Here is a 25906-nt window from a genome sequence, read left to right as displayed (position 1 = left end):
GACAAACGGTCAACATTTCTCTCGACATCGAGACATTCTTGCCTCGGGTCATTTCAAACAAATCCCAAGCAGAAGGACAGTACGTGGATCTGTACGAGTACCAGGCACGCGATCTTTTCGAACGATACGGGGTGCCCGTGCTCCCCGGCATCGTCGCCGACACTCCTGAGGAGGTGCGTGCAGCCGCTGAGAAGATTGGCGGCGTCGTTGTCGTCAAAGCCCAGGTGAAGGTTGGTGGCCGCGGCAAGGCTGGCGGCGTGAAGGTCGCAAAGACCCCCGACGAGGCGTTCGAAGCAGCACAGGCAATCCTTGGCCTGGATATCAAGGGCCACGTCGTCAACCGCGTCATGGTTGCCGCTGGAGCAGACATCAAGGAGGAGTTCTACTTCTCCGTGCTGCTCGACCGGGCAAACCGTTCCTACCTCTCGCTGTGCAGCGTAGAGGGCGGCATGGAGATTGAGGTCCTCGCAGTCGAGAAGCCCGAGGCGCTCGCGCGCATCGAGATCGACCCGATTGCAGGCATCGACGCAGCAAAGGCTGAGGAGATCGCTCGCGCAGCGCGCTTCCCGGAAGAGCTCGTCGCGAAGGTCGTTCCGGTCTTCCAGAAGCTTTACGAGGTCTACGTTGGCGAGGACGCAACCCTCGTCGAGGTGAACCCACTCGTGCTCACCGGCGCAGGCGACATCGTCGCACTCGACGGCAAGGTGTCGATCGATGAGAACGCTGACTTCCGTCAGCCCGCTCACTCGGAGCTCGAAGACAAGTCCGCTGAGGATCCCCTCGAGGCCAAGGCCAAGGCCCAGGACCTGAACTACGTGAAGCTCGACGGTGAGGTGGGTGTCATCGGAAACGGTGCTGGCCTCGTCATGTCGACGCTCGACGTTGTTGCCTACGCAGGCGAGAACCACGGCAACGTGAAGCCCGCGAACTTCCTCGACATCGGCGGCGGAGCATCGGCTGAGGTTATGGCAGCTGGCCTCGACGTGATCCTCGGCGATCCGCAGGTCAAGTCCGTCTTCGTGAACGTCTTCGGCGGCATCACCGCGTGTGACGCTGTCGCGAACGGCATTGTCGGCGCGCTCGAGACCCTCGGCGATGCCGCGAACAAGCCACTCGTTGTTCGCCTTGATGGCAACAACGTCGAAGAAGGTCGCCGCATCCTCAACGAGGCGAACCACCCACTCGTGACCCAGGCCGCAACCATGGACGAGGGCGCCGACAAGGCCGCCGAGCTCGCCAACGCGCGCTAACCCGCCCCTGGAACTCAAAGGAACTATAGAACTATGTCGATCTTCCTGAACAAGGATTCCAAGGTCATCGTCCAGGGCATCACCGGTGGCGAAGGCACGAAGCACACCGCTCGCATGCTCGCTGCAGGCACCCAGGTTGTTGGCGGCGTGAACGCTCGCAAGGCTGGCACCACCGTGTCGCACGTTGACGCAAACGGCCAGGCCGTCGAGCTCCCCGTGTTCGCAACCGTCGCCGAGGCGATGGCAGCGACCGGCGCCGACGTCTCTGTCGCATTTGTGCCGCCGGCCTTTACCAAGGACGCTGCGATCGAGGCCATCGATGCGAGCATCGGCCTCCTCGTAATCATCACCGAGGGCGTTCCCGTCAAGGACTCCGCTGAGCTCTGGGCGCACGCCAAGGCAACCGGTGGGAACACCCGCATCATTGGGCCGAACTGCCCCGGCATCATCACGCCGGGTGAGGCGCTTGCTGGCATCACTCCCGCAACGATCACCGGCAAGGGGCCGATCGGCCTCGTGTCGAAGTCGGGCACCCTCACCTACCAGATGATGTACGAGCTCCGTGACCTCGGCTTCTCGACCGCGATCGGTATCGGTGGCGACCCCATCATCGGCACGACGCACATCGACGCACTCGAGGCGTTCGAGAACGACCCCGAGACCAAGGCCATTGTCATGATTGGTGAGATCGGTGGCGACGCTGAAGAGCGCGCAGCCGAGTACATCAAGGCGAACGTGACGAAGCCGGTCGTCGGCTACGTTGCAGGCTTCACCGCTCCCGAGGGCAAGACCATGGGCCACGCTGGCGCCATCGTGTCGGGCTCCGCTGGCACCGCGCAGGCGAAGAAGGAAGCACTTGAGGCCGCTGGCGTGAAGGTCGGCAAGACCCCGACCGAGACCGCAGAGCTGCTGCGCACGGCGTTCGCACAGCTGTAACGCGCAGCGTTACAGGCGAACCCGTGCCGGGGCCACTGCCCCGGGCGTTCGCACAGCTGTAAACGCGAAGCTGCTCCCAAGAGCGCAAACGAGCCCCACCCAACCGTTGTTGGGTGGGGCTCGTTCGTGTTCTGACGGTCGTATCGAGAGCGCTGGGTGGCGCGCGACAGGCCGTATTTCATTGCTATTGCTATGCGTTTTCAATACCAGTAGCCTGGAAAGATTGTGTGGAAACCCCCGCCGCTGTGCGCCTGGGAGACCCGTGCAACATAGCTCGATTATCAAGGGGGACATCTCGCTCATGTTGAAACGAATCGCAGGCTCGGTAGCCGCGCTGACGCTCGCCGTCGCAGGCGTCGGCCTCGTTGGCTCCGCAGCCCAGGCCCAGGGGGCTGGCGCGACCGTAACCGCTGCCGACATTCCCAGGGTCGAGACGCTGGAGAACTACACGACGTGGCACCAGGGGGCCACTCCCGGTGGGCGCTACGCGTCAACCACCGACGGGCTCCTCGTCGAGGGAACAACGCAGATCATCAAGGGCGAGACCGTGCTGCCCAGCGCGAGCGAGCTGCTCGCGTACGCGCAGTCGAGCACAATCGTCGCGACTGGCGGACCGGTGTGGCACCAGATCGGATTCGGGATCGACGACGGCAGCTGGACGACGGTGCGTGCTCTGGCTGGTGCCGAGTCAGGCAACTGGATCACGAGCCAGCCGATCAACGGTGTCGCGAAGAACACGGCGGCGCCGCTTGAGACGCTGCTCGACGGCTTGACCGGCAACCTCACCTACCTGTCAGGCGGTTTCTACGTCGACAAGAAGGCCCCAGTGCTCGTCGCGAGCTACTCCGTGAACGGCGTCACGACTTCGTTCGACCTGGCAGCGATCGGCACGCAGCCGACGCAGGTGAAGACGGTGCTGAGCGCCGATATTCGCCCCAACGAGGACACCTACCTCGGCTGGCACGACGGTGCAGCAGTCGGAGGAACGTACGAGTCGACACTCGACGGGCTCACCGTGACCGGCAAGGCACAGATCCTCAACGGCGAGAACGCGTCGAGCACCCAGGTCGCGCAGTTCGTCACGGGTCTGGCGCTCGAGGCTTCGGGCGACGACGTGTGGTACCAGGTGCCCGTGCAGTCAGAGGCCGGCTTCACCACGCTGCGTGCCACGCAGGCGATGGCTGATTCAGGCACGTGGGTGACCAGCAGGCAGGTGGGCACGCTCGCGGCGAACGCTCGCGCGAACATCAATGACATCGCGCTCTCGCTCGGCAACCACACGGTGATCGGCTACGGCTTCTACCTCGACGCGGGCAAGACCGCGACCGTGAAGAGCATCACCGCGAACGGCACGCAGACCTTCTTCAACAGTGAAGCGCCGCTTCCCGCTGGCGCGGGCAAGGGACTCGGGGCCGACGTTGCTCCGCCAGCTGCCATCGGATCCATCACCCTGGAGCGCGGCGGCGCACTGCCGCTGCACGCCCCCAGTGGAATCTTCACCCCAGGAGAAGACGTCACCGTAACGATGTACTCCGAGCCCATCGAGCTTGGCAGCTTCTTCGCGGCCGAAACCACCGGTGCGGTCACAGGCGAGGCAGTGATCCCAGAGAACGCGCCTGCAGGCACGCACCGCGTGCTCTTCCAGGGCGCTGACACCTACTACTGGGCCCCCGAAGCCTTCGTGCTCGGGTCCGGCCCCGGAAACGGCAACGGCAACGGAAACGGCAACGGCAACAACGGTGGCGAGGGCACGATCACGCCGAACGACCCGACGAAGGTATCGGATGGCTCGAGTCAGGCCGGCGGGGCGAAGGGGCAGCAGCTCGCAGTCTCAGGCTCCGCACAGAACCTCCTGCCCGTGCTCATGGGAGGCGTTGCCCTCATGCTCGGCACCGGCCTGGTCATGATGCGTCGCCGCCTGAACTCCTAACTCAGACCGCTCCGCGCGCGTGGGCGCCCCGACACTGCAAGGTATCGGGGCGCCCACGAGTGTGTCGGGGCCCCAATCTCGCCCCACGCTCTCGCCTGCGGGCTCTCGCCTGCGGGCTCTCGCCTGCGGGCATCCGCCCAAGCGCTCGGACCGCTCGGCGGCAACGCGCGGCCCCCGCGAACGGCATACTTGATGTATGAGTCACGTACAGGGAGCCCATCTCGTTGGCAGCATCAACTTCGATGACGCGGAGACCACGATGCGCGTCGCGGCCGAACACCTCGGTGCGCGGCTTCGCCGAATCCCAGACGGCGAGGTCGGCGAACGCTTCCACTGGATCCTGTTCCAAGCCGACAGGATCGGAGAAGCCGCCGGAATGTCCAGGGTCGGAGACACGCCCATCCCGCTGCGGATGCTCGATGTACGCCCGGTACGGCTCGCTGACGGTGTCCGGGCCAGCGACGTTGAGCTGCCCCCGCTGGGCTACGCGGCGGCAGCACTCGCCTCATGGGAAACGTTCTCGCGCCTGGTGGGCGAGGGAGTGATCCCCGCTGGAACGCGCTTCCAGGCCGCGCTCCCCACACCGCTTGGTGTCGTCGGCAGTCTCGTGCTGGCAAGCGACAGGGCAGCATTCGAACCGGTGTATGAGGCGGCGCTAGCGCGCGAACTCGACGAGATCCTCGCGGCGATCCCGCACGAGCAGCTCTCGATCCAATGGGACGCTGCACTCGAGTTTGCCATGCTGGAGGGCGTGGCAAGCATGACTCAGCAGCCCTACGAATGGTTCGACGACGTGTGGTCGGGGACGACCGAGCGCTTGGCCCGCCAGATCGACCGCGTGCCGGCTGACGTCGAGGTCGGCGTGCACCTTTGCTACGGCGACGTCGGGGAACACCACTTCGTTGAACCGGTCGACACCGAAAACCTCACCCGGTTCGCAAACCTCGTGATCGACACCGCGAAGCGCGACCTCACCTGGTTGCACCTGCCAGTGCCGATCGAGCGGGACGACTCCGCATACTTCGCGCCGCTCGCCGAGCTTCGCCTCCCGAGCACGAGTGAGCTGTATCTCGGCCTGGTGCACCGTGAGGACGGGACCGAGGGAGCCGCGCGGCGAATCGCGGCGGCGCGCACGAGCGTTGCGCGTGATTTCGGTGTCGCAACGGAGTGCGGGTTCGGCCGCGCACCCGAGGGTACAACGGTTCCACTGTTCGAGGCACACCGCGACGTGACCGCCGCCTGGTAGCCCCGTCAGCTGGCCAGGTAGACTTTCGGGCGATGAGAGCAATACTGACCGGGGTCGTCGCAACGATTGAAGCTGTCGCGGTCGCGCTGGCTTCGCTCCTTGTCGTCGCGGGCCTCGCCTTCCTCGTGTGGTGGCTCGCCTTCGACCTTGGGGCGGAACCCGGAGCGGTCTTCGCTGGCGCGGGAGCCGCCTGGCTGCTGGCGCACTTCGTGCCGCTCACGATCGAGCTTTCAGCGGAGACCATGCAGCTGTTTGGCTTCGCGCCAGACGCACTCAGCTTCCCGCTTTCGCTCGCGCCGCTCGGGATCACACTCGTGACCGTTGGCTTCGCGGTTCGGGCCGGCTGGCGGTTCGGCGCGCGCGGTGGGGCTGGCGCAGCAGGCGTCCTTGGGGGAGCGGCTGGCTTCGGTGCTGTCACCGGAACGGTGAGCTCATTTGCGCCGCTTGCGCAGCCGGGGTGGATCGGCGCCGCGATCATCGGCGCGCTCGTCTACGGCGTCAGCTCGGGGCTCGCCTTCCTCATCCGCGCAGGTCGCGACGAGCACCAGTGGTGGATCGCGCTGCTCAGCACCATCGAGGTCGGTCTCGCGAAACTCGGGGTGCGCAGGCCAGCGGTCTTCCCGCACCGCGCCGGGCAGACGCTGCGGCTTGCCGCAATGCTCGTGGCCGGTTACGTCGGGCTCTCAGGTCTCGTCCTCGCGGTCGGGCTACTCACCCAGTTCGCGGTGATCGTTGGCGCCTCAGAGGCGCTCCAGCTCGACCTGTGGGGCACGATCCTCATGTTCGTGTTGCAGCTTGCGCTGCTCCCAGTGCTGCTGCTGTGGACGGGCGCGTGGCTCTCTGGCGCCGGTTTCGCGGTCGGCGCCGGAAGCTCAGCATCACCATTTGGCCAGCTGCTCGGTCCGATGCCTGGACTTCCCGTGCTCTCGGCGATCCCCGACGGGTGGGGGAGCGCGGCGGTGCTCGCACCCGTGCTGCTCGCCCTCGTCGGAGTCGCAGTTGGTGTTTCGCTCGGGCGCGCGGCGCGCGGGCATAGCCGCGGATGGCTCGCGCTGCAGGTGACGCTCGCGGCCGCACTCGCCGGACTCACGATCGCGCTGCTCAACTGGGCCTCCTCCGGCTCACTCGGCCCTGGACGGCTTGAAACGGTTGGCCCCGAAGTATGGCCGGGCGCGGGTCTCGCTGCCGCATGGCTTGGGCTCGGGTGCTTCCTCGGGGCGCTCGCCGCGCGCGCTGATATTGCCAGGCGCGTCGCGCACGCGCCCGTCGACGTGCTGCAGCGAGTCGGCGCGGGAGGCCTTGGCGCGGGAGGCCTTGGCGCGGCGGAAATCGCTGCCGCGGACGACGCGGCCGCATCAGAACCCGATCCACACGATCCGCAAGCCGACGACCAGCCGGAGGAGCACCTCGCTCCGGTTGACCCGCTGTGGCCGCGCGAAGCGGATCGAGAGCGCGCGCCAGAGGCGGCAGGTGCAGCCCGGTCGGTGCGCCTCGACAGCGAAGCAGAAAGCGACGAGCAGATTACTGAGCCGTTCGGTGCGGAAACCTTCGTGTCCGCTCACGATGGCAACCAGCGCGACGCCGATTACCGCGACAGCGACGCGTCTGACGGCGAGACCGACGTACTCGCCGACCTTGACGCCACCCCCGAAGCAGAGCTCTTCGACCAGCACTCAGTCGACGACGCGCGGGCCGCAGCAGGCCGCAGCGTCCCCGAGGTACCCGAGAGCCGTGCCAGTGCGTACGGGACACCGGAGGACCTCGATCCCGAGGCGCTCATCGAAGCTTATTCGTGGGACAACGTCGACGCCGACGAGGCACCAGCAGTCGAACAGAAGCGCGCGGGCTGGCGCTGGCCAGGCCGCAAGGGCTAGGCTGAGGGAGCAATCCACGGGAGTCCCGACGCGCGGGGCTGAGAGGGAGCACGCGTGCTCCGACCGTTCAACCTGATCTGGTTCATGCCAGCGGAGGAAGGACTCTTCTCATCATGCGTACGTCCGCACGCTCACACACCCGTTCATTCGCGCTCCTCGCGCTCCCACTCGCCGGGGCGCTCGCGCTCACCGGCTGCGCCGGCAGCGACGACGCGAAGCCGGCGGAGACGAGCAGCACAGCCGTCACGCTCGTCGTGCACGACAGCTTCGTCGACGGGGAGGCATTCGCCGCGCAGGCGAGCAAGGCAACCGGCTATGACGTCACCGTCATGACCGCAGGCGACGGCGGCGAACTCGCCAACAAGCTCGTGCTCACGAAGGGCGCACCCATCGCCGACGCCTTCTTCGGCATCGACAACGCCTTCGCATCGCGCCTCATCGAGAACGACGTCGTCGAGCAGGTTCCCACCGACACGCTCCCGGAGCGGGCGCTGAAGATCGCAACCGAACTCGATCCAGCAGCCGCTAAGGCCGGCACCGTTCCCCTCGTGCCGATCGACATCGGCGCGACCTGCGTGAACATCGACACCGCTTGGTTTGCGAAGCAGGGCATCGAGGAACCAGCGACGTTCGAGGACCTCGCCGACGCGAAGTACAAGGACCTCGCAGTACTGCTTGACCCGACCGCGTCGAGCACTGGCGCATCGTTCATGATCGCGACGATCGCGGCCTTCGGCGAGGACGGCTTCACCGACTACTGGAAGAGCCTTGAGGCGAACGGTGCGCGCATCGTGCAGGGTTGGAGCGAGGCCTACAACACCGAATTCACGGGAGTGAACGATGCAGGCAGCCGCCCCATCGTTGTCTCATACTCGACATCGCCAGCGTTCACCGTGAACGACGACGAGACAGCCTCGAACACCCGCGCGCTGCTTGACACCTGCTCGAGCCAGACCGAATACGCTGGCGTGCTCGCGGGCAGCGCGAACCCCGAGGGCGCGCAGGCCGTCGTCGAATACCTACTCTCGACCGAGTTCCAGGCCGAGATCGCCGACCAAATGTACATGTACCCGGTCGACGAGGCCGTCGAGCTGCCGGCGAGCTGGGCAAAGTTCGCGCCGTTGCCAGCCGACGACCAGTCGCACGACCTGAGCTCGGAAGAGATTCAGGCAGGGCTTGACGGTTGGCTGCGCACGCTCGGCGACGCAGTCGGGCTGTAACCACTGCCGCAGGAAACGACTGAGGATACCGCGGTGCGCGCCCTGATCCGCCGCCCGCTCGGGCCCATCGCCTGGGCGCTCGCCGCGGCCATCCCAGTTCTCTTCGTCGGGCTGTTCTTCCTCTGGCCCGTCATCGCGCTCGTCGCGACCGGGCTCACGAGCGACGGGCAGCTCGACCTCGGAGGGATCCCCGAGGTGCTCGGGCTCGCCCGCAGCTGGAAGGTGCTCGGAAACACGCTCGTGCAGGCGATCCTCGCGACCGCGCTCGCGATGCTGCTCGGCGTGCCGACCGCGTTCGTGCTGTACCGGCTCGAGTTTCGTGGCCGCGGCGTACTGCGGGCGCTCCTCACAGTGCCATTCGTCCTCCCCGCCGTCGTGGTCGGCGTCGCCTTCACCGCGCTCTACGGGCCGGGCGGCGCACTCCACTGGCTCGGCCTCGACCGCTCGCTCACCGTCGTGGTGCTCGCGCTCGCCTTCTTCAACGTCACCGTCGTCGCCCGCACCGTCGGCGGATACTGGGCGCAGCTCGACACCAGACAGGGGCAAGCCGCCCGCACGCTCGGCGCAGGCCCCGTGCGCGTGTTCCTCACCGTGACACTCCCTGCGCTAGGCCCGGCGCTCGCCTCAGCTGGGGCACTCGTATTCCTGTTCTGCGCCACCTCGTTCGGCGTTGTCCTCATCCTCGGTGGGAGGGAATTCGCGAACATCGAGACCGAGATCTACCGGCTCACCGTGCAGTTCCTCGATCTCCGCTCCGCCGCAGTGCTCTCCCTCGTGCAGTTCGCCATCGTCGCCCTCGCGCTCCTCGCGTCGGCCCTGCTCCGCAAGCACAACGAACGGGCGCAGAGCGTGAGCTACGAGGTGCGTGCACCGCGCACGAGTGACGCGCCGATCCTCTCCGTCTTCGGCGTGACCGTGCTGCTGCTCCACGTGCTCCCAATCGGCGCCCTCGTCTGGCGCTCACTGCAGGGGCCGCGTGGCGCGGGATTCTCCCTCGTGAACTACCGGGCGCTCATCGATCCGCCACCCTCGTCCCCGCTCCACGGATCCGTGTTCGAGGCCGCTGGCCTCTCCTTCGGGATTGCCTGCGTAGCGACCGTGATCGCCGTAGCGCTCGGCATGCTCGTGTCGCTCATTGTGTCGCGCAGGCCAAGGTCGCGCGGCCTGCAGCGTGCGGTTGCGCTGTACGACGCAGCGATCATGCTGCCGCTCGGCATCTCGGCCGTCACCCTCGGCTTTGGCCTGCTCCTCACGATGCACCGGCCGCTTGGCATCGGGTTTGATCTGCGCACCTCCGTCGTGTTGATCCCCATCGCCCAAGCCCTCGTCGCGCTGCCGCTCGTGGTGCGCACGCTCACCCCGGTGCTCAGAGCAATCGATCCTCGCACCCGCGAAGCGGCGATGATGCTCGGCGCATCACCCCTCAGGGTGCTGCGCACCATCGACCTCGCGCTCCTCGGAAAATCAGCTGGGCTCGCCCTCGGATTCGCTTTCGCGGTGTCGCTCGGCGAATTCGGGGCAACAGCGTTCCTGGTACGGCCGGACGCGCAGACGCTCCCGGTCGCGATCGCAGCGCTCGTCGGGCACCCAGACCCGGCGAGCTACGGCACAGCGCTCGCCGCGTCGGTTGTGCTCGGCGCACTCGCTGCGGGCATTATGGTGTTGGCAGAGCGCTGGCGAGTTGACAGCGGAGTAGGGGGAAGCTGGTGACAGTGCAGCAGGTGCCTGAGCGCGCACGCGTGACGGGGCGGAGCGGCCTTGCCGTCGCCGACGTGAGCGTTGCGTACCGGCGCGACGAGCTCGTGGTTCGCGGCGCAAGCTTCACCGTTCCCCGAGGTGACGTTGTGGCGTTGCTCGGCCCATCGGGGTGCGGCAAATCGACCCTCTTACGCGCGATAGCGGGGCTCGAACCGCTCGCCGGCGGGTCGGTGAGCTGGGATGCGGCAGACCTCGCACGCGTGCCGCCACACCGCAGGGAATTCGGGCTCGTCTTCCAAGACGGGCAACTGTTCTCGCACCGCTCCGTCGCGGAGAACATCGCGTACGGTCTTCGGGTCAAGAAGTGGTCGAAGGACGCCCGCGAGGCCCGTGTGACCGAACTGCTCGAACTCGTGGGGCTCGCAGGATTCGGAGGCCGGGCGGTTACGGAGCTGTCGGGTGGGCAGCGGCAGCGCGTCGCCCTCGCGCGGGCGCTCGCACCAAGCCCTCGGCTTCTCCTCCTCGACGAGCCGCTCTCCGCGCTTGACCGCGAGCTGCGCGACCGCCTCGCCCTCGACCTCGCCGAGCTGCTGCGGGCAACGGATACGACCGCCGTGCTCGTCACACACGATGAGGGCGAGGCCGAAACGATTGCCCGCAGGGTGCTGCGCATGCGCGAGGGGCGGATCGTCGAGTGAGCGGGCAACGCGGTGCTGGTGCTGGAGCCGGTGCTGACGCTGGTACCACGGCCGCGCTCGCTGAGAGGCTCGCTGGGCGCATTGCCTTGCGCCTCGGCGGAGCCGCGTGGCCGAGCGTGGTCTTCATCGAAGGGCGTTCAGGGTCGGGCAAGACGACGCTTGCAGAGGCACTCGCCGCTCGGCTCGAGCAGGCTGGCTGCGCGCGCCCACAAATCGTCGGAATGGATGAGCTCTATCCCGGGTGGCGCGGGCTCGCTGAGGGGAGCGCATCGGTCGCAGCCATGCTGAGCCGCGGCGCATACCTGCGATACGACTGGTACGCGGAGCGCTTCACCCCAGAGATCACGCTCGACCGAACCGCGCCCATTATCGTCGAGGGCTGTGGTTCGTTGAGCGCGGCGGCGCTCGCTGCCGCCCGTGAGATCGGCCCGGCGTACGCGGTGTGGATCGAGTGCCCGACTGCGCTCCGCCGCGAGCGGGCGATCGCACGGGACGGTGAGACATTCCTGCCGCACTGGGACGCGTGGGCCGATCAGGAAGCAGCACACTTCGCCGTGTCGCTTCCGCTGGCTCGGGCGCACGAGCTCGTGCATGTTGGGGCGCAGGCGTAGGGTACGGCCAGGCGTTGACCGCTCGCACCTGCCCTGCTCGCACCCGGTGCGCTCGCACCCGGTCCGGCCTCGGGCGTGCGTATGTGGCCGTGTGCCCTGCAGTACGTCTGAAATCGGCGATTCCGAGGCCGAAACTTGCGAAATTCTCCAGAGCAAACGTCGATCCCGTATCTTCTGCGGATCCACGCGCCAGTGTCACCCGGGCAAGCCCGAGCGAGTCAGTCGCAGATGCCACAGCCGGTAGACTGGACGGGTGTTGAAACTCGCGGTTCTTATCTCCGGTGGCGGCAGCAACCTCAAAGCCCTCATTGAGGCCGCAATGAATCCGGAATACCCGGCGGAGATCGTGTGCGTCGGCTCAGACACCGACGCTGCCGGTCTCGCGCACGCAGCCGCAGCTGGGGTGCCCAGTTTCGTGGTCAGGCCTTCCGACTACGCTTCCCGTGCAGAGTGGGGTGCAGCGCTCGCCGCAGCGATCCGCGACTTTGAGGTCGACCTTGTTGTCAGCGCCGGACTGATGCGGATCCTCCCAGCTGAGTTCGTGAGCGAGTTCTCGCCGGCGCTCATCAATACGCACCCAGCCCTGCTGCCGCTCTTCCCGGGCGCCCATGCGGTGCGCGATGCGCTCGCCGCTGGCGCGACCGAGACCGGCGTGACCGTGCACATCATCGACGAGGGTGTTGATACCGGGCCGGTGCTCAGGCAGGCCGCTGTGTCGATTCGCGCGGGGGAGCCGGAAGCAGAGCTTCACGAGCGAATCAAAGCTGAGGAGCGGCCGCTGCTCGTTGACACCGTTCGCGCGATCGCCGAAGGTTCCCTCAATCTTGCCGCGGTCGCGGCAGCACACCAGTAACCGAGCTGGGATCCGCAGCTGCGGACACAGCCACACCCACACGTACCAAATCCCACACCGAGCAACACCCAAGGAGCCCCATGGCAGTCCAGAGCCACGACCCGAGCATGTACGAGCACCGCGACATCATTGAGGTGAAGCGCGCGCTCATCTCGGTGAGCGACAAGACCGGGCTGCTCGAGCTCGCCGCGGCACTCGCCGGGGCCGGCGTCGAGATCGTGTCGACCGGTTCTACCGCGGCGACGATCCGCGACGCGGGTCACCAGGTGACCGACGTTGCCGAGGTCACGGGCTTCGCCGAGGCGCTTGACGGACGCGTGAAGACCCTGCACCCCGCAGTGCACTCGGGGCTGCTCGCAGACCTGCGGCTGGCGGACCACCGGGCGCAGCTCGCCGAGCTCGGCTTCGCACCGTTCGAGCTCGTCGTTGTGAACCTGTACCCGTTCGAGCAGACCGTCGCGGCTGGCAAGCCCGCCGCGGACATCGTCGAGAACGTCGACATCGGGGGCCCTGCGATGGTGCGCGCGACCGCGAAGAACCACGCGAACGCCGCCATTGTTGTCTCGCCGGGCAGGTACGACGAGGTCATTGCCGCGGTAAACGCCGGAGGCACCACGCTCGAACTTCGCCGCTCGCTTGCGACCGAGGCATTCGTGCACACCGCGCAGTACGATGCCGGCGTAGCGAACTGGTTCCTCGACCAGCAGGACGCGGGCTGGGCAGACGCACCCGCCGCCGAGACTGCAACTGATGACGGGGCTGCGGGCGACGAAATCGACAGCATTTTCGCGACCAGCGAGGGCTACGTCGGGTATGAAGTATTCGGGCTCCGCGAGTCCGTGCTGCGCTACGGCGAGAACAGCCACCAGCGCGCCGCGCTCTTCAGCGAAAGCGAGGGAGTCGGTATCGCCCAGGCGACCCAGCTGCACGGCAAGGAGATGTCGTACAACAACTACGTCGACGCCGATGCTGCGCTGCGTGCCGCGTTCGATCACGAGCGTCCAGCCGTCGCGATCATCAAGCACGCGAACCCCTGCGGTGTCGCGGTCGCGCCCGAGGGCGCAGCCGACCCGATCGCCGCTGCCCACGAGCTCGCGCACGCGTGCGACCCTGTCTCCGCGTTCGGCGGCGTCATCGCCGCGAACCGCGTCGTGACCGAGGGCATGGCAAAGACCGTCTCCGAGATCTTCACCGAGGTCGTTATCGCGCCGGGCTTCGAGCCCGAGGCGCTCGCGATTCTCGCGCAGAAGAAGAACGTTCGCCTGCTCGTACTGCCAGAGGGCTACGAGCAGAACCCTGTCGAACTCAAGCAGGTCTCGGGCGGCTTCCTCATCCAGGATTCGGATCGCCACTTCGCGCCGGCCAGCGAGTGGACGCTCGCCGCCGGCGAGGCAGCCGACGCAGAAACACTCGCCGAGCTCGAGTTCGCCTGGCGCGCCAGCCGCGCGGTGAAGTCGAACGGGATCCTGCTCACGCAGGGCGGCGCCTCGGTTGGCGTTGGCATGGGCCAGGTCAACCGGGTTGACTCCTGCCGCCTCGCGGTGTCGCGCGCGGGGGATCGGGCGACCGGCTCCGTCGCAGCCTCTGACGCCTTCTTCCCGTTCGCTGACGGTCTGCAGGTGCTCCTCGACGCTGGCGTGCGCGCCGTCGTGCAGCCGGGCGGATCAGTGCGCGATGAAGAGGTCATCGCCGCTGCAGAGGCTGCCGGCGTCACCATGTACTTCACGGGTGAGCGTCACTTCTTCCACTAGGAAACGGTGGGCGCTCCGCTCGCACACGTCCCGGCCAGACCGCCGGAACCCACACCAGTTCGTCACTTGAAGGGGAACACACCATGGAAATCGTTCGGAATATCCTGCTGATCCTGCACATTATCGGCTTCGCGGGCGTCGCCGGTGCCACGATCGCGCAGCTGCCCAAGGTGAAGGAGGGCGTCGCCAAGGTTTCCGGCGGCATCCTGCACAGCTCGTGGCTCATGCTCGCGACCGGCCTCGGCCTTGTCGGCATGATGTACGCGATGGGCGGCGAGCCCAACAACATGAAGATCGGCGTGAAGACGCTCGTGCTTATCGCGATCATCGTCGTCGCGCTCGTGAACAAGAAGAAGGCGAGCGTTTCGGGCGGCGTGCTCGGCGCGATCCTCGGCCTCTCGGTACTGAACGTGGTGCTCGCGGTCGCCTGGTAAATCTGGCGCGGGGCCCTTGGCCCGGCTAGCACGAAAGGGGGGTGCGGATCGTAAGATCCGCACCCCCCCTTTCGTGTGCGTCGTAGCATACGAGCGAGCGCCACGCTACTGCGCCGAGCTACTCCGCCTCGCTACTGCGCCGAGCTACTCCGGCGCGGTGAACTCGGTCTTGTCGAGTGAGCCAAGTTCCTTGCCGTCTTCGTCACTGAACGTGATCGTGTCGCCGTCGACGACCGCCGCGTTTGCTTCGGTGAGCCACGTATCGACTCCCTCACAGAACATCATCGTGGAGAAGACGTCCGAGATCTCTACGCCGTTCTGCGTCTCGCTCCAGTTACCGCCAAAGACGTTGCAGCCGTCGTTGCCTCCCAAGCCGCCGTCCGCTGTGAACGTGATCACCGGCTTCCCCTCGGTATCGGGGGTGCCCCAGGTGGTGTCTGCGACGGAGGCTGGCGCATCAGCGCCGCCTGAGCAGCCTGCGAGTGCGAAAGCCGCCGCCACCACGAGTGCTGCCGTAGCGGTGCGATTGCTGATCATTGCGAGTTCCTTCAGTTACTTCGGTGCCGTGAACTCGGTCTTGTCGAGCGAGCCGATCTCTTTGCCGTCTTCATCGCTGAAGGTGATCTTGTCGCCCTCGGCCACTGCGGTTGCGGCCGCGCCGAGCCACGTGTCAACGCCCTCGCAGGCCATCATCGTTGAGGCGAGTGGGCCAAAGGTGACCGTGCCCTTTTCTTCGGTCCACTTGCCGTTGATGATGTTGCAGCCGTCGCTTCCGTGGGCGCCACCGTCGGCGGTGAACGTGATCGATGTCTCGCCGCGTGTGTCGAGCTTGCCCCAGCTCGTGTCCGCAACCGAGGCTGCGCCAGAACAAGCGGTGAGGAGGAGTGCGGTGGCGCCGAGGAGGGCTGCGGCGGCTACGCTACGACGGTGGCTGGAGCTGAATGCGGTGCGCGTGAGATTCATAGCCTCAGCGTAACCTATCTAGTTTCAATCACACTAGGAGCGAGCTTGCGGGGAGTGCCGGCCGCGCAAGCGCAGGATGAGCCAGAGCCCCACTAGCGGAACTGCCACCACCCACACGAGCAGCACTGCCGAGAACAGCAGATCGTACCCGGCTGGCATGAGTGGGTTCGAAGCGGGATCGGCGCCCTGGGACCCGTCGCCCCCGTTGAGCTCACCCGAGCCGCCTGCCCACGCCGCAACCCAGATTGCCAAGAACGATACCGCGAGTACGAGGAGCGGGGTCGCTATCGCCCACGCCTTCTCCCTGACCCGCCAGAACTTGCTCGTTGCAACGAGACCGCATCCGATCACCCAACCGATAATCGGGAGCGCGAGACCGCCAATTCCGAAGACGATTGCTGCGGCAATCGCGTACCCGCGAGACTCGCTCAGCGGGGTGACCGTGCGGTGGTTCGCGGGGGCTGCCTGTGCACCGAACGCGTCGAGCGGCGCTTCGCCAAGGCCCTCCACGCGTGCTGCGCGTGCAACGTCCTCGGGTGGCCCGAGCTCCGCGATCCGCCGCTGCAACTCATCTCCGTCGAGCTCGGCGAGTTCCTCAACAACGCCGGAACGCAACTCGGTCGCCATCCCGTGTGGCAGCTCAGTGAGGGCGAGGTCGAGGTCGGTGAGGTACCTCGCACGGAGTTCAGCATCGGGATTCTGAGTCTCATTGGTGTTCGTCACGGTGTGCTCCCATGTGTGATGATCTCGGTGACGCTGGCCGTGAACGGGCCCCACTGAGACCGAAAGTGGTCGAGGTGCTGCTCGCCGAGGGGGGTGAGCCTGTAGTACTTGCGAGTGGGGCCGCCTGTAGCCTCGGAACCGCTGTCCTGTTGCTGCTCGAAGGCCACGATGAGGTCGCGGTCCCGGAGCCTGCCGAGCAGCGGATAGAGGGTCCCGATGCTCGCTATGAGGTTGCGCTCGGTGAGGGCTGAGGCGAGCTGCCAGCCATACATGGGTTCGGCAGCGAGGAGCCCGAGCACGCAGTATTCGACGACGCCGCGGCGGAGCTGCGTGGTTACGTCATCTATCATGTGACACAAGGTAGCATGCGCTGCAAGATAGCGTCAACGGCCTTGCGTTCACGGGCCGGGTTCCCGCTCTTGTGCGCATGCTGGCAGGCAACGCAATGGCGGCCCGCCCCGAAGGGCGAGCCGCCATTGCGTACGCATCTGCCGAGGCTAGCCGCGGTACTGGCTGCCCCAGTCGCCCGACTGGCCAGCGGGCGAGATCGCCTGCGGCACGCCGAGCGGATTCTCGTCGCGCAGCGCTTCTGGCAAGAACGCCGCAGGCACATTCTGGAACGCGACTGGGCGCAGGAAGCGCTTAATGGCCGAGGTGCCAACCGAGGTGCTCGCATCGTTGCTCGTCGCGGGCCACGGGCCGCCGTGCTGCTGCGCCGGGGTCACAGCGACGCCGGTCGACCAGCCGTTGAACAGCACGCGGCCGACCTGCTTCGAAAGCGCGGTGACGAGCGCGCGCAGCTCGCCGACGTTCGCGGTGGTGCCCGTTGCCTCGTCGGCGCTGATGTGAATCGTGCCAGAGAGGTTGCCCTCATAGAACTCGGGCAGGAGCGCGGCCAGATCGGTGCCCTCCGGGGTCTCAACGAGGATCGTGAGCGGGCCAAAGGCCTCCTCAACAAGGCTCTCGTGGCCCAAACGGAAATCCTCGAGCGAGACGCTGACGACAGTGGGTGAGGCCCAGCCGTGACCCGCATCGTCGAAACGCACGCCGCCGGGGATTACCGCGGAAACTCCGGCCGTTGCGAGGATCGCGTCGCGGCGTTCGTTGAAGCTCTGTGCGATGCGCGGGTCGAGGAGACGGTGCTCCGGAAGGTCGTTCGCCGCTGCGGAGATCGCTGCCGGCAGCGCTGAGCCCGCAGGAGTGAATACGAAGCCGGGCTTCGTGCAGAGCTGGCCTGCTGAGCCGGCGACGCTGGTGATGAGCCCTGAGGCAATTTCCTCAGCGCGCTCGGTGATCGCTGCTTCAGTGATGAAGACAGGGTTCACGGAGCCGAGCTCACCGTAGAAGGGGATCGGGGTGGGGCGCGCCGCAGCGATATCGGTGAGGAGGCGACCAATGCCAATCGATCCGGTGAACGAACCAGCCTTGATGCGCGGATCCTTGAGCACTGCAACACCGGCTTCACGCCCGTGAATGAGGTTGAAGACCCCCTCGGGTGCGCCCACCGAGCGCAGCGCCTCGCGGGCGACCTCGGCGGTCGCGTCGGAGAGCTCGGGGTGACCGGAGTGCGCCTTCACGATGACGGGGCAGCCAGCCGCGAGAATCGATGCGGTATCGCCGCCGAGTACTGAGAACGCGAACGGGAAGTTCGAGGCAGAGAAGTTGATGATCGGGCCGAGCGGAATGTGCGTGCGGCGGATATCGGGGCGCGGGCCAAGCACGAACTCGGGGTCCGAGTAGTCGATGCGGGCGTCGAGGTAGGAGCCGTCAATCACCGTCTCCGAGAACAGCCGCAGCTGCACTGCTGTGCGGGTGACCTCTCCGTTCAAGCGGGCCTCGGTGAGGCCGGTCTCGCGCATCGCGATCTCGACGAGGCGCGGCTTTGCGGCCTCCAGTGCGTCGCCGAGTGCTACGAGCACGCGCGCACGATCCGCGGGAGTGAGCGCTGCGTATGCAGGGGCTGCGGCTGCGGCGCCGGCTACCACTGCTTCAAGCTCTGGGGTGAGAGTGCTCTCAGTCATCTATCGTTCCTTCTCGTGTGGTGGATCGTGACGCGCGCTTCGGTGCGCCCCGAACATCATCATGTGACATTGTACAGGGTGGGCGTGGTGGGACGCCGAGAAGCTACAGGGCCGGCTGCTGCTGCGTGATGCAGTGGATGCCGCCGCCGCGCGCGAACAGCGGGCGCGCGTCAATAGCGACGACCTCTCGGCCAGGGTAGGCGTCACGAAGCACACCAAGCGCGCGGTCGTCCGCCGGGTCGTCAAACGAGCAGGCGAGCACGCCACCATTCACAACGAGGTGATTGATATAGCTGTAGTCGACGTAGCCCTCATCGTCTCGCAGCGCCTCGGGGGCCGGCAGGTCAACGATCTCGAACTGGTCCGAGTGATCATCCCGGTAGCGCTCCACAACCTCACGGTTCGCGCGCGCGATCTCGTGATCCGGGTGCGAACCTGCATCCTGCCGGTGCATGAGGAGCATGTCTGGCGTGGTGAACGCAGCAAGAATATCCGCGTGACCGCGCGTGCCAAATGTGTCGTGGTCGCGGGTGAGCCCGCGGGGGAGCCAGATGGCGCGATCCGTCCCGATCGTGCGGGTGAGCTCACGCTCCACCTGCTGCTTCGTCCAGCCAGGATTGCGGCCAGGGTCGAGCTGCACAGTTTCGGTGAGAATAACCCGACCTGTGCCGTCGACCTGGATCCCCCCACCCTCGTTCGTCATCTCAGAGTCGACGAGTGTTGCTCCGGCAGCCTCTGCGATGATTCTGCCGATGTGCTGGTCCTTGTCCCACTCTGCCCAGTCCTGGCCGCCCCAACCGTTGAACTTGAAGTTCACCGCTCCGAGCGATCCATCATCGCCGATCACGAAGCTCGGGCCGATGTCGCGCATCCACGCGTCGTTCAGGGGAGCGACGAGGCGATCGATCTGGCCCGAAAGGTATCGGGCAGCGATCGCCTCGTCGCCTGGGTTCACAACCACGGTGACGGCCTCGAACTCGCTCGCAGCGTTTGCGACTGCGGCCCACGTCGTGCGTGCGCTCTCAACTTCAGACTCGGTGTCACCGAGTGAGTAGCCTGCGGTCGGCCACGCGAGCCAGATACGCTCTTGGGGCTCGCCCTCGATAGGCATGCGCCATGTGGTCATACGTGATCCCTTTGTGTTCTGAATTACTCGATCTGCTGGAGAAGCTCGGATCCGACTACTAGAACCCGAGGGCCCGAGCGATCAGATCTTCCTGCTCAGCAGCGTGCACCTTTGCCGAGCCCGTGGAGGGCGCAGCGGATGCCGCACGCGAGACGACGCTGATGCGGTCGTTCGCGAGGTGCTTTGCGAGCACGAGCGAGATGAAGGGCCAAGCGCCCTGGTTCTCCGGCTCGTCCTGAACCCACATGAGCTCGGCGTTCGGGTAGCTCGCGATAATACGGGTGAGGTCGATCACCGGCATCGGGTAGTACTGCTCGACACGAACAACGGCAACGCGCGAGTCGGGGTTCTTCGCGAGCGAGCCCTCAAGGTCGTAGTAGACCTTGCCCGAGGTGAGGATCACGCGCTTTACCGCAGCGCGGTCACTGACATTCGGGTCGTCGATGACGGGCTGGAAGTGCCCGGTCGTGAAGTCCTCGACGTTCGACGTTGCACCGCGCAGGCGCAGCATCGACTTCGGGGTGAACACGACGAGCGGCTTCCGCGGACGTGCGTATGCCTGGCGGCGCAGCAGGTGGAAGTAGTTCGCCGGCGTTGACGGGCGCGCCACGATCATGTTGTCCTCGGCGCACAGCTGCAGGAAGCGCTCGATGCGCCCTGACGAGTGGTCCGGTCCCTGGCCTTCGTAGCCGTGGGGGAGCAGCATGACGAGCGAGGCCTGCTGGCCCCACTTCTGCTCTGCCGCAGCGATGTACTCGTCGATCACGGCCTGAGCCGTGTTCACGAAGTCACCAAACTGCGCTTCCCAGAGCACGAGTGCGTCCTCGCGCTGCAACGAGTAGCCGTACTCGAATGCGAGCGCAGCGTACTCGCTGAGCAGCGAATCGTAGATCCAGAAACGTGCCTGCTCGTCCGACAGGTTCAGCAGCGGCAGCCATTCCTGACCGTTCTCACGATCGTGGAAGACCGCGTGACGCTGCGTGAAGGTTCCGCGGCGAGCATCCTGACCGGCGAAGCGCACAGGGGTGCCCTCCATGAGGAGCGAACCGAGCGCAAGCAACTCGCCAAAGCCCCAGTCGATCTCACCGGAGCGGCTCATCTCGCGACGCTTTGTGAGGAGCTGCTGCAGCTTCCGGTGGACGGTGAAGCCCTCCGGAACGTTCGCGTGTGCATCACCGATGCGGTGCACAACGTCAGTCGCCACTGCGGTGTCGAGCACGTCGCCGGACGCCTGTCCTGGCTCCTCGCGCTCTGCAATCCCCGACTGATCGATCACGGGGATCGATCCGGTCTGCGCTGCGTGGGTTTCCATGAAGGCCTGCTCGAGGCGGTTCTGGAAGTCCTGCTTCGCGGTCTCGTACTGCTCGCGGGTGATGTCACCGCGGCCAACGAGGCCCTCAGTGTAGAGCCGACGTGTCGAACGCTTCGCCTCAATGAGGTCGGTCATTAGCGGCTGCGTCATCGAGGGGTCATCGCCCTCGTTGTGTCCGCGACGGCGGTAGCAGATGAGGTCGACGATGACGTCCTTGTGGAACTTCTGTCGGAACTCGTAGGCGAGCTGCGCGACGCGTACGACCGACTCTGGGTCGTCGCCGTTCACGTGGAAGATCGGTGCCTGCACAACCTTGCCAACGTCAGTCGAGTAGATGCCGGTGCGCGAATCGAGCGGCAGCGTCGTGAACCCGACCTGGTTGTTGATGATGATGTGGATCGTGCCACCCGTGCGGTAGCCGCGCAGCTGCGACATCTGGAGTGTCTCGTAGACAACACCCTGACCCGCCATCGCGGCGTCGCCGTGGATGAGGATCGGGAGCGTGGTGAACGAGCCGATCGGCTTGAGATCCTGCTTCGCGCGGACGATGCCCTCGAGGACGCCGTTGACGGTCTCAAGGTGCGAAGGGTTCGCGGCGAGGTGGATCGGCACCTGCGTGCCGTTCGGAGCAGTGAACACGCCGGAGGTGCCGAGATGGTACTTCACGTCGCCCGAACCGGTCTTCTGCGCTGTTCCCTCGAACTCGCGGAAGATCTGGCCGTAGGTCTTGCCGGCGATGTTCGAGAGCACGTTCAAGCGCCCACGGTGCGCCATGCCGATGTCGACGGAGTCGACCCCGTCTTCTGCGGCGTCGATGAGCATCGCGTCGAGCAGTGGGATGACCGACTCGCCGCCCTCAAGGCTGAAGCGCTTCTGGCCGACGTACTTGGTCTGCAGGAAGGTCTCGAAGGCCTCGGCCTCGTTGAGCTTCTCAAGAATGCGAACCTGCTCCTCGGAGTTCGGCTTCGCGTAGGGCACCTCGAGCTGGTTGCGCAGCCAGATCCGCTCGTCCGGATCCTGGATGTGCATGTACTCGACGCCGATCTTGCGGCAGTACGTGTCGCGGAGCACACCGAGGATGTCACGGAGCTTCATGGTCGGCTTGCCGCCGATACCGCCGGTGACGAACTCGCGGTCGAGGTCCCAGAACGTGAGCCCATGGTTCTCGATCTCAAGATCCGGGTGCGTGCGCTGCACGTACTCGAGCGGGTCGACGTCTGCCATGAGGTGGCCACGCACGCGGAACGCGTTGATGAGCTCCTGCACGCGCGCCGACTTGTTGATCGCACCCGACACGTCGACGTGGATGTCTTTCGCCCACTGGATCGGCTTGTACGGGATGCGGAGCGCGGCGAAAACCTCTTCGTAGAAGTTGTGGCCGCCAGCGAGGCGTTCGTGAACTGCCTTGAGGAACTCGCCGGATCCTGCGCCCTGGATGACGCGGTGATCGTAGGTGCTCGTGAGTGTGATCGTCTTCGAGATACCGAGGTTTGCGAGCACCTCTTCCGAAGCGCCCTGGAACTCAGCCGGGTACTCGAGCGCGCCGGCGCCGATGATGGAGCCCTGCCCGTTCATGAGGCGCGGAACCGAGTGCACGGTGCCGATGCCGCCGGGGTTAGTGAGGGAAAGCGTTGTTCCCTGGAAGTCGGTCGCGGTGAGCTTGTTGTCGCGCGAGCGCTTCACAAGGTCTTCGTACGCTGCGAGGTACTCGTTGAAGTCGAGCGTCTCTGCGTACTTGATCGACGGCACCATGAGCGAGCGAGTGCCGTCGGCCTTCTGCACGTCTACGGCGATCCCGAGCCCAATGTGCGCTGGCACAACGACGCCTGGCTTGCCGTCGACCTCGGTGTAGGCGACGTTCTGCGCCGGGTGAGCCTTCAGCGCCTGAATGAGCGCCCAGCCGATGAGGTGTGTGAACGACACCTTTCCGCCGCGGCTGCGACGAAGGTGGCTATTGATCACGATGCGGTTGTCGATGAGGAGCTTCGCCGGGATCGTGCGCACGCTGGTCGCGGTCGGCACGGTGAGGCTCGCGTCCATGTTCTTCGACAGGGTGCGGGCCATGCCCTTGAAGACCGTGACCTGATCCTCAGCCGTGTCGCTGGCAGCAGCTGCCGCGGTGGTCGCGGGCTTTCGTGGAGCATCCGCGGGGATCGGGGCCGTGCGAGGGGCCACGTTCGTCGTGCGGGCCGGCTGCGTCGCTGGACCAGTGCTCGGAGCAGCGTGCGCCGCCGGAGACGGCGGTGCTGAAGTCGCGGCGGCCGCTGGTGCTGAGGGCGCCGCCTTGGGTTGAACTGCGGACTGCGACGCTGCAAATTTCTCGAGAGTCGGCCACCAAGCCGGGTCTACCGAGTTCTTGTCGACGACGTACTGTTTGTACATCTCGTCGACAAGCCAAGCGTTCGCACCAAAATCTTCTGCGGAACCATCCTGTGAGGTGGTTTCCGAGCGCTCTGCCAAAGCGACTTCCTCTCCCGTGAGTGTTGTTGTCTCGTGCAAGAAATGCCGCTCGTATCCGGCGGCGCGACCCGAGATAACGGTTCGCCATCGCACACTGTATAAGCCTACGCCTTTCCCAGGCGGAAAACGGCATTCTCGCTGATAAAGTAGAGCAATCATGGAAGCAGACCCCCGAAGACCCGCAGACCCTCCGAGTATTTGCCGCGCGATTGCGCGGTCATCCCTGTGTAATGCGGTCATCCGATGAGCGAATGGGTACAACTCGCACTCGGTATCCTCCTCACATTTGGCACCGGCGTGTTCGTCGCGGCAGAGTTCTCTCTGGTCGCGCTGGACAGACAAGATCTTGAGCGTCGGCGAGGTGGGGGAGAGCGCGGGCTCGACCGCGTCATCCGCGGTCTCTCCCACACATCAACGCATCTTTCGAGTGCACAGCTGGGCATCACGCTCACAACGCTCCTCGCTGGGTACCTCCTCGAGCCCGTCATCAGTGGCGCACTCAGCGGTCCGTTGCAGGCGATCGGCCTACCTGCCGACCTGCTCGGTGTCGTTACTGTGCCGGTCGCGGTGATCGTCGCCACGATCTTCTCGATGATTGTTGGCGAGCTCGTTCCGAAGAACTTCGCGATCTCGAAGCCGCTTGCGACGGCGAAGATCGTCATGCCGCTGCAGGCTGGATTCACCGCGGTTTTCCGGCCAGCTGTGAAAGTGCTCAACGGAAGTGCGAATGGGATCCTCAGGTGGATCGGAATCGAACCAAAGGAGGAGCTTTCGGGCGCGCGTTCGGCCCAGGAGCTCTCCTCGCTCGTTCGGCACTCGGCGAGCGCTGGCCTCCTCGAGGCTGACACCGCGACGCTGCTCGACCGGACGCTCCACTTTGCTGAGCTCACCGCGGCCGACGTGATGACGCCGCGCCTTCGAATGGAGAGCATTCAACGGCTCGAGTCTGCGCAGGCTGTACTTGAGCTCTCGGGCCGTACCGGCTACTCCCGCTTCCCCGTGATTGACGAGGACCGTGACGACGTCGTTGGCGTCGTGCATGTCAAGCAGGCCGTGTCGGTGCCACGTAACAAGCGGGCCGAAGTGCCAGCTGCCGCCCTCGCAGAGGAGTCCCTGCGTGTCCCTGAGACGCTGCGCATCGACCAACTGCTCGAGCAACTGCGCGCCTCCGGCTACCAGCTCGCCATCGTTGTGGACGAGTACGGCGGCACCGCAGGACTCGTGACCCTTGAGGACCTCGTTGAAGAAATCATTGGCGAGGTGTCGGACGAACACGACAGGAGCGCGGCCGGCGTCGTTGGCACTGCGAACGAGATGACGTTCCCAGCCGACCTCCGCCCCGACGAGCTTCGCGAACAGACCGGTATCGAAGTACCTGAGGCCGATGACTACGACACCATCGCTGGCTACGTTCTCCTCGGGCTCGGACGCATCCCCGAACCTGGCGATGAGGTTGCGCTCCCTGACGGTGCGACCCTGAGGGTCGAACGGATGGACGGACGCCGCATTGCAAGGCTGCGATTCTTCGCAGCGCCCGAGACGAACCGCGAAGTCGGCGCAGATAACGGAGAGGGGGTCCGCGCATGAGCGACTGGCTAGGAATTGTGTGGCTGGTGGTGCTGCTCGCGGCAAACGCCTTCTTCGTTGCCGCAGAGTTTGCGGTGATCTCGGCGCGGCGATCGCAGATCGAACCGCGGGCCGACGCTGGTTCAAAGCCTGCGAAGACCGCGCTGTACGCGATGGAGCACGCGACGCTCATGCTGGCGACCTGCCAGCTTGGCATCACCGTGTGCTCGCTCGTGATCCTCAACGTGTCGGAACCAGCGATCCACCACCTGCTTGCTGGCCCCCTTGAGTGGACGGGCATGAGTGTAGAGGTTGCCAGCGTTTCGGCGTTCGTGCTCACACTGCTGCTCGTGACCTACCTGCACGTTGTGTTCGGTGAAATGGTGCCGAAGAACGCCGCGTTTACGCTGCCGGATCGGGCAGTGCTGCTGCTCGCGCCGCCGCTCGTAGCAATCTCACGCCTGCTGCGACCGCTCATCACAGCGCTCAACGCTGTCGCGAACGGTGTGCTCCGCATGTTCAAGGTGGAGCCGAAATCGGAGACGACGAGCACGTTCACCCTCGAGGAGGTTGCGAGCATCGTCGACCATTCCCGGCGAGAGGGTGTGCTCGAGGATCGCAGCGGGGCGCTTACCGCAGCGTTCGAGTTCACGTCAAAGCGTGCTGGGGATGTGCTCGTGCCGCTCGACAGGCTCGTTGTGTTGCAACCGGGTGCCACGCCAGCGGACGTCGAGGCGGCGGTCGCTCGTCACGGCTTCTCGCGGTACCCGATCGTGAACGCCGAGGGCGGCCTTGTCGGGTATGCGCATATTAAGGATCTCGTGCGCATCAGCGAGCGGTGGATCGACGAACCCATTCCGCCGAAACGCGTACGCGAAATGGTGACGATGCGTGTCGACTCCGAGCTTGAGGACGTGCTTGCGCATATGCAGCGGCGCGGGATCCACATGGCCCGCATCGTTGACGCGGAGGGCACCGAGCTCGGCGCGGTCTTCCTCGAGGACGTCATCGAGGAACTCGTCGGCGAGATCCAGGACGCCACGCGGCGTCAGCGTTACGCCAGCGAGTAGCAGCCGACGGTTCCGCCCGGCCGGCCCTGCCACACATCCTCACCATCCCACCCGGCCGGCCCGGCCCGGTCCCGCCCCTCCCGGCCGCCCGGCCCCGGCATCCGGCCCCGCCCGGCCCCGAGTTGGCAGTTGTTGTCGTTTCGCCAGAGCTGAGGCGACAACAA

At 65.9% G+C, this 25906-nt stretch carries 21 protein-coding genes and 1 riboswitch; of the genes, 14 read left to right on the top strand and 7 right to left on the bottom strand.

Annotated elements, in window-relative coordinates:
- The first annotated feature begins 83 nt into the window (after nt 1-83).
- From sucC to SD72_RS10155, 12 genes are all read left to right on the top strand, one after another.
- Nucleotides 84-1250: an ADP-forming succinate--CoA ligase subunit beta gene (gene sucC / locus SD72_RS10210; RefSeq protein WP_042544363.1), complete on the top strand. Its 1167-nt coding sequence runs from the start codon at nt 84-86 to the stop codon at nt 1248-1250.
- A gap of 33 nt (nt 1251-1283) precedes the next feature.
- On the top strand, nt 1284-2186 hold the full coding sequence (gene sucD / locus SD72_RS10205) for a succinate--CoA ligase subunit alpha (protein ID WP_042544362.1): 903 nt from the start codon (nt 1284-1286) through the stop codon (nt 2184-2186).
- 301 nt (nt 2187-2487) lie between these two features.
- Nucleotides 2488-4116 carry a hypothetical protein gene (locus tag SD72_RS10200; RefSeq protein WP_157000538.1) on the top strand — a complete coding sequence of 543 codons (1629 nt, stop codon included), beginning with the start codon at nt 2488-2490 and terminating at the stop codon, nt 4114-4116.
- Between the two features lie 196 nt (nt 4117-4312).
- Complete coding sequence (locus SD72_RS10195; RefSeq protein WP_042544360.1) at nt 4313-5362, top strand: hypothetical protein; 1050 nt, start codon at nt 4313-4315, stop codon at nt 5360-5362.
- 32 nt (nt 5363-5394) lie between these two features.
- Complete coding sequence (locus SD72_RS10190) at nt 5395-7236, top strand: cell division protein PerM (protein ID WP_042544359.1); 1842 nt, start codon at nt 5395-5397, stop codon at nt 7234-7236.
- Between the two features lie 6 nt (nt 7237-7242).
- A riboswitch (TPP riboswitch) is annotated at nt 7243-7352 on the top strand.
- Complete coding sequence (locus SD72_RS10185; protein WP_042544358.1) at nt 7350-8456, top strand: thiamine ABC transporter substrate-binding protein; 1107 nt, start codon at nt 7350-7352, stop codon at nt 8454-8456. It overlaps the preceding riboswitch by 3 nt.
- Nucleotides 8457-8489: 33 nt before the next feature.
- The gene (locus tag SD72_RS10180; protein ID WP_042544357.1) at nt 8490-10166 is read left to right on the top strand and encodes an ABC transporter permease; all 1677 of its coding nucleotides are present in this window, start codon (nt 8490-8492) and stop codon (nt 10164-10166) included.
- Nucleotides 10163-10852, top strand: coding sequence for an ABC transporter ATP-binding protein (locus SD72_RS10175; RefSeq protein ID WP_052492599.1), 690 nt, complete (start codon nt 10163-10165; stop codon nt 10850-10852). The genes SD72_RS10180 and SD72_RS10175 overlap by 4 nt, the downstream gene beginning before the upstream one ends.
- On the top strand, nt 10849-11463 hold the full coding sequence (locus SD72_RS10170; RefSeq protein ID WP_052492598.1) for an AAA family ATPase: 615 nt from the start codon (nt 10849-10851) through the stop codon (nt 11461-11463). The genes SD72_RS10175 and SD72_RS10170 overlap by 4 nt, the downstream gene beginning before the upstream one ends.
- A gap of 253 nt (nt 11464-11716) precedes the next feature.
- Nucleotides 11717-12316 carry a phosphoribosylglycinamide formyltransferase gene (gene purN / locus SD72_RS10165; RefSeq protein ID WP_042544355.1) on the top strand — a complete coding sequence of 200 codons (600 nt, stop codon included), beginning with the start codon at nt 11717-11719 and terminating at the stop codon, nt 12314-12316.
- 80 nt (nt 12317-12396) lie between these two features.
- The gene (gene purH / locus SD72_RS10160; RefSeq protein ID WP_042544354.1) at nt 12397-14067 is read left to right on the top strand and encodes a bifunctional phosphoribosylaminoimidazolecarboxamide formyltransferase/IMP cyclohydrolase; all 1671 of its coding nucleotides are present in this window, start codon (nt 12397-12399) and stop codon (nt 14065-14067) included.
- 83 nt (nt 14068-14150) lie between these two features.
- Complete coding sequence (locus SD72_RS10155; RefSeq protein ID WP_042544353.1) at nt 14151-14501, top strand: hypothetical protein; 351 nt, start codon at nt 14151-14153, stop codon at nt 14499-14501.
- Between the two features lie 144 nt (nt 14502-14645).
- On the opposite strand, the gene SD72_RS10150 is transcribed toward SD72_RS10155, so the two are convergent.
- The 7 genes from SD72_RS10150 to SD72_RS10120 form a co-directional block, all read right to left on the bottom strand.
- Nucleotides 14646-15038: an META domain-containing protein gene (locus SD72_RS10150; RefSeq protein ID WP_042544352.1), complete on the bottom strand. Its 393-nt coding sequence runs from the start codon at nt 15036-15038 to the stop codon at nt 14646-14648.
- 15 nt (nt 15039-15053) lie between these two features.
- Entirely contained in the window at nt 15054-15464 is a 411-nt protein-coding gene (locus SD72_RS10145) for an META domain-containing protein (RefSeq protein ID WP_042544351.1), read from the bottom strand.
- 33 nt (nt 15465-15497) lie between these two features.
- The gene (locus tag SD72_RS10140) at nt 15498-16187 is read right to left on the bottom strand and encodes an HAAS signaling domain-containing protein (protein WP_042544350.1); all 690 of its coding nucleotides are present in this window, start codon (nt 16185-16187) and stop codon (nt 15498-15500) included.
- The gene (locus SD72_RS10135) at nt 16184-16537 is read right to left on the bottom strand and encodes a PadR family transcriptional regulator (protein WP_042544349.1); all 354 of its coding nucleotides are present in this window, start codon (nt 16535-16537) and stop codon (nt 16184-16186) included. Before SD72_RS10135 ends, SD72_RS10140 begins: the two co-directional genes overlap by 4 nt.
- A gap of 147 nt (nt 16538-16684) precedes the next feature.
- Nucleotides 16685-18208, bottom strand: a complete 1524-nt coding sequence (locus SD72_RS10130; RefSeq protein WP_042544348.1) for an aldehyde dehydrogenase (NADP(+)) — start codon at nt 18206-18208, stop codon at nt 16685-16687.
- A 103-nt stretch (nt 18209-18311) separates the two neighbouring features.
- The gene (locus SD72_RS10125; RefSeq protein ID WP_042544347.1) at nt 18312-19334 is read right to left on the bottom strand and encodes an agmatine deiminase family protein; all 1023 of its coding nucleotides are present in this window, start codon (nt 19332-19334) and stop codon (nt 18312-18314) included.
- Nucleotides 19335-19392: 58 nt separating this feature from the next.
- Nucleotides 19393-23106: a multifunctional oxoglutarate decarboxylase/oxoglutarate dehydrogenase thiamine pyrophosphate-binding subunit/dihydrolipoyllysine-residue succinyltransferase subunit gene (locus SD72_RS10120; RefSeq protein ID WP_042544346.1), complete on the bottom strand. Its 3714-nt coding sequence runs from the start codon at nt 23104-23106 to the stop codon at nt 19393-19395.
- A 243-nt stretch (nt 23107-23349) separates the two neighbouring features.
- On the opposite strand from SD72_RS10120, the gene SD72_RS10115 reads away from it, so the two are divergent.
- Both SD72_RS10115 and SD72_RS10110 read left to right on the top strand, forming a co-directional pair.
- Nucleotides 23350-24693 (top strand): hemolysin family protein, encoded by a 1344-nt coding sequence (locus SD72_RS10115; RefSeq protein ID WP_042544345.1) that lies wholly within the window; start codon nt 23350-23352, stop codon nt 24691-24693.
- Entirely contained in the window at nt 24690-25742 is a 1053-nt protein-coding gene (locus tag SD72_RS10110; RefSeq protein ID WP_042544344.1) for a hemolysin family protein, read from the top strand. Before SD72_RS10115 ends, SD72_RS10110 begins: the two co-directional genes overlap by 4 nt.
- Nucleotides 25743-25906: the final 164 nt, after the last annotated feature.

This window comes from Leucobacter komagatae (genome assembly GCF_000834055.1).
Taxonomy (GTDB): domain Bacteria; phylum Actinomycetota; class Actinomycetes; order Actinomycetales; family Microbacteriaceae; genus Leucobacter; species Leucobacter komagatae_A.
Note: the sequence above shows the minus strand (reverse complement) of the source record. Positions and strands in the feature narration are given on the sequence as shown.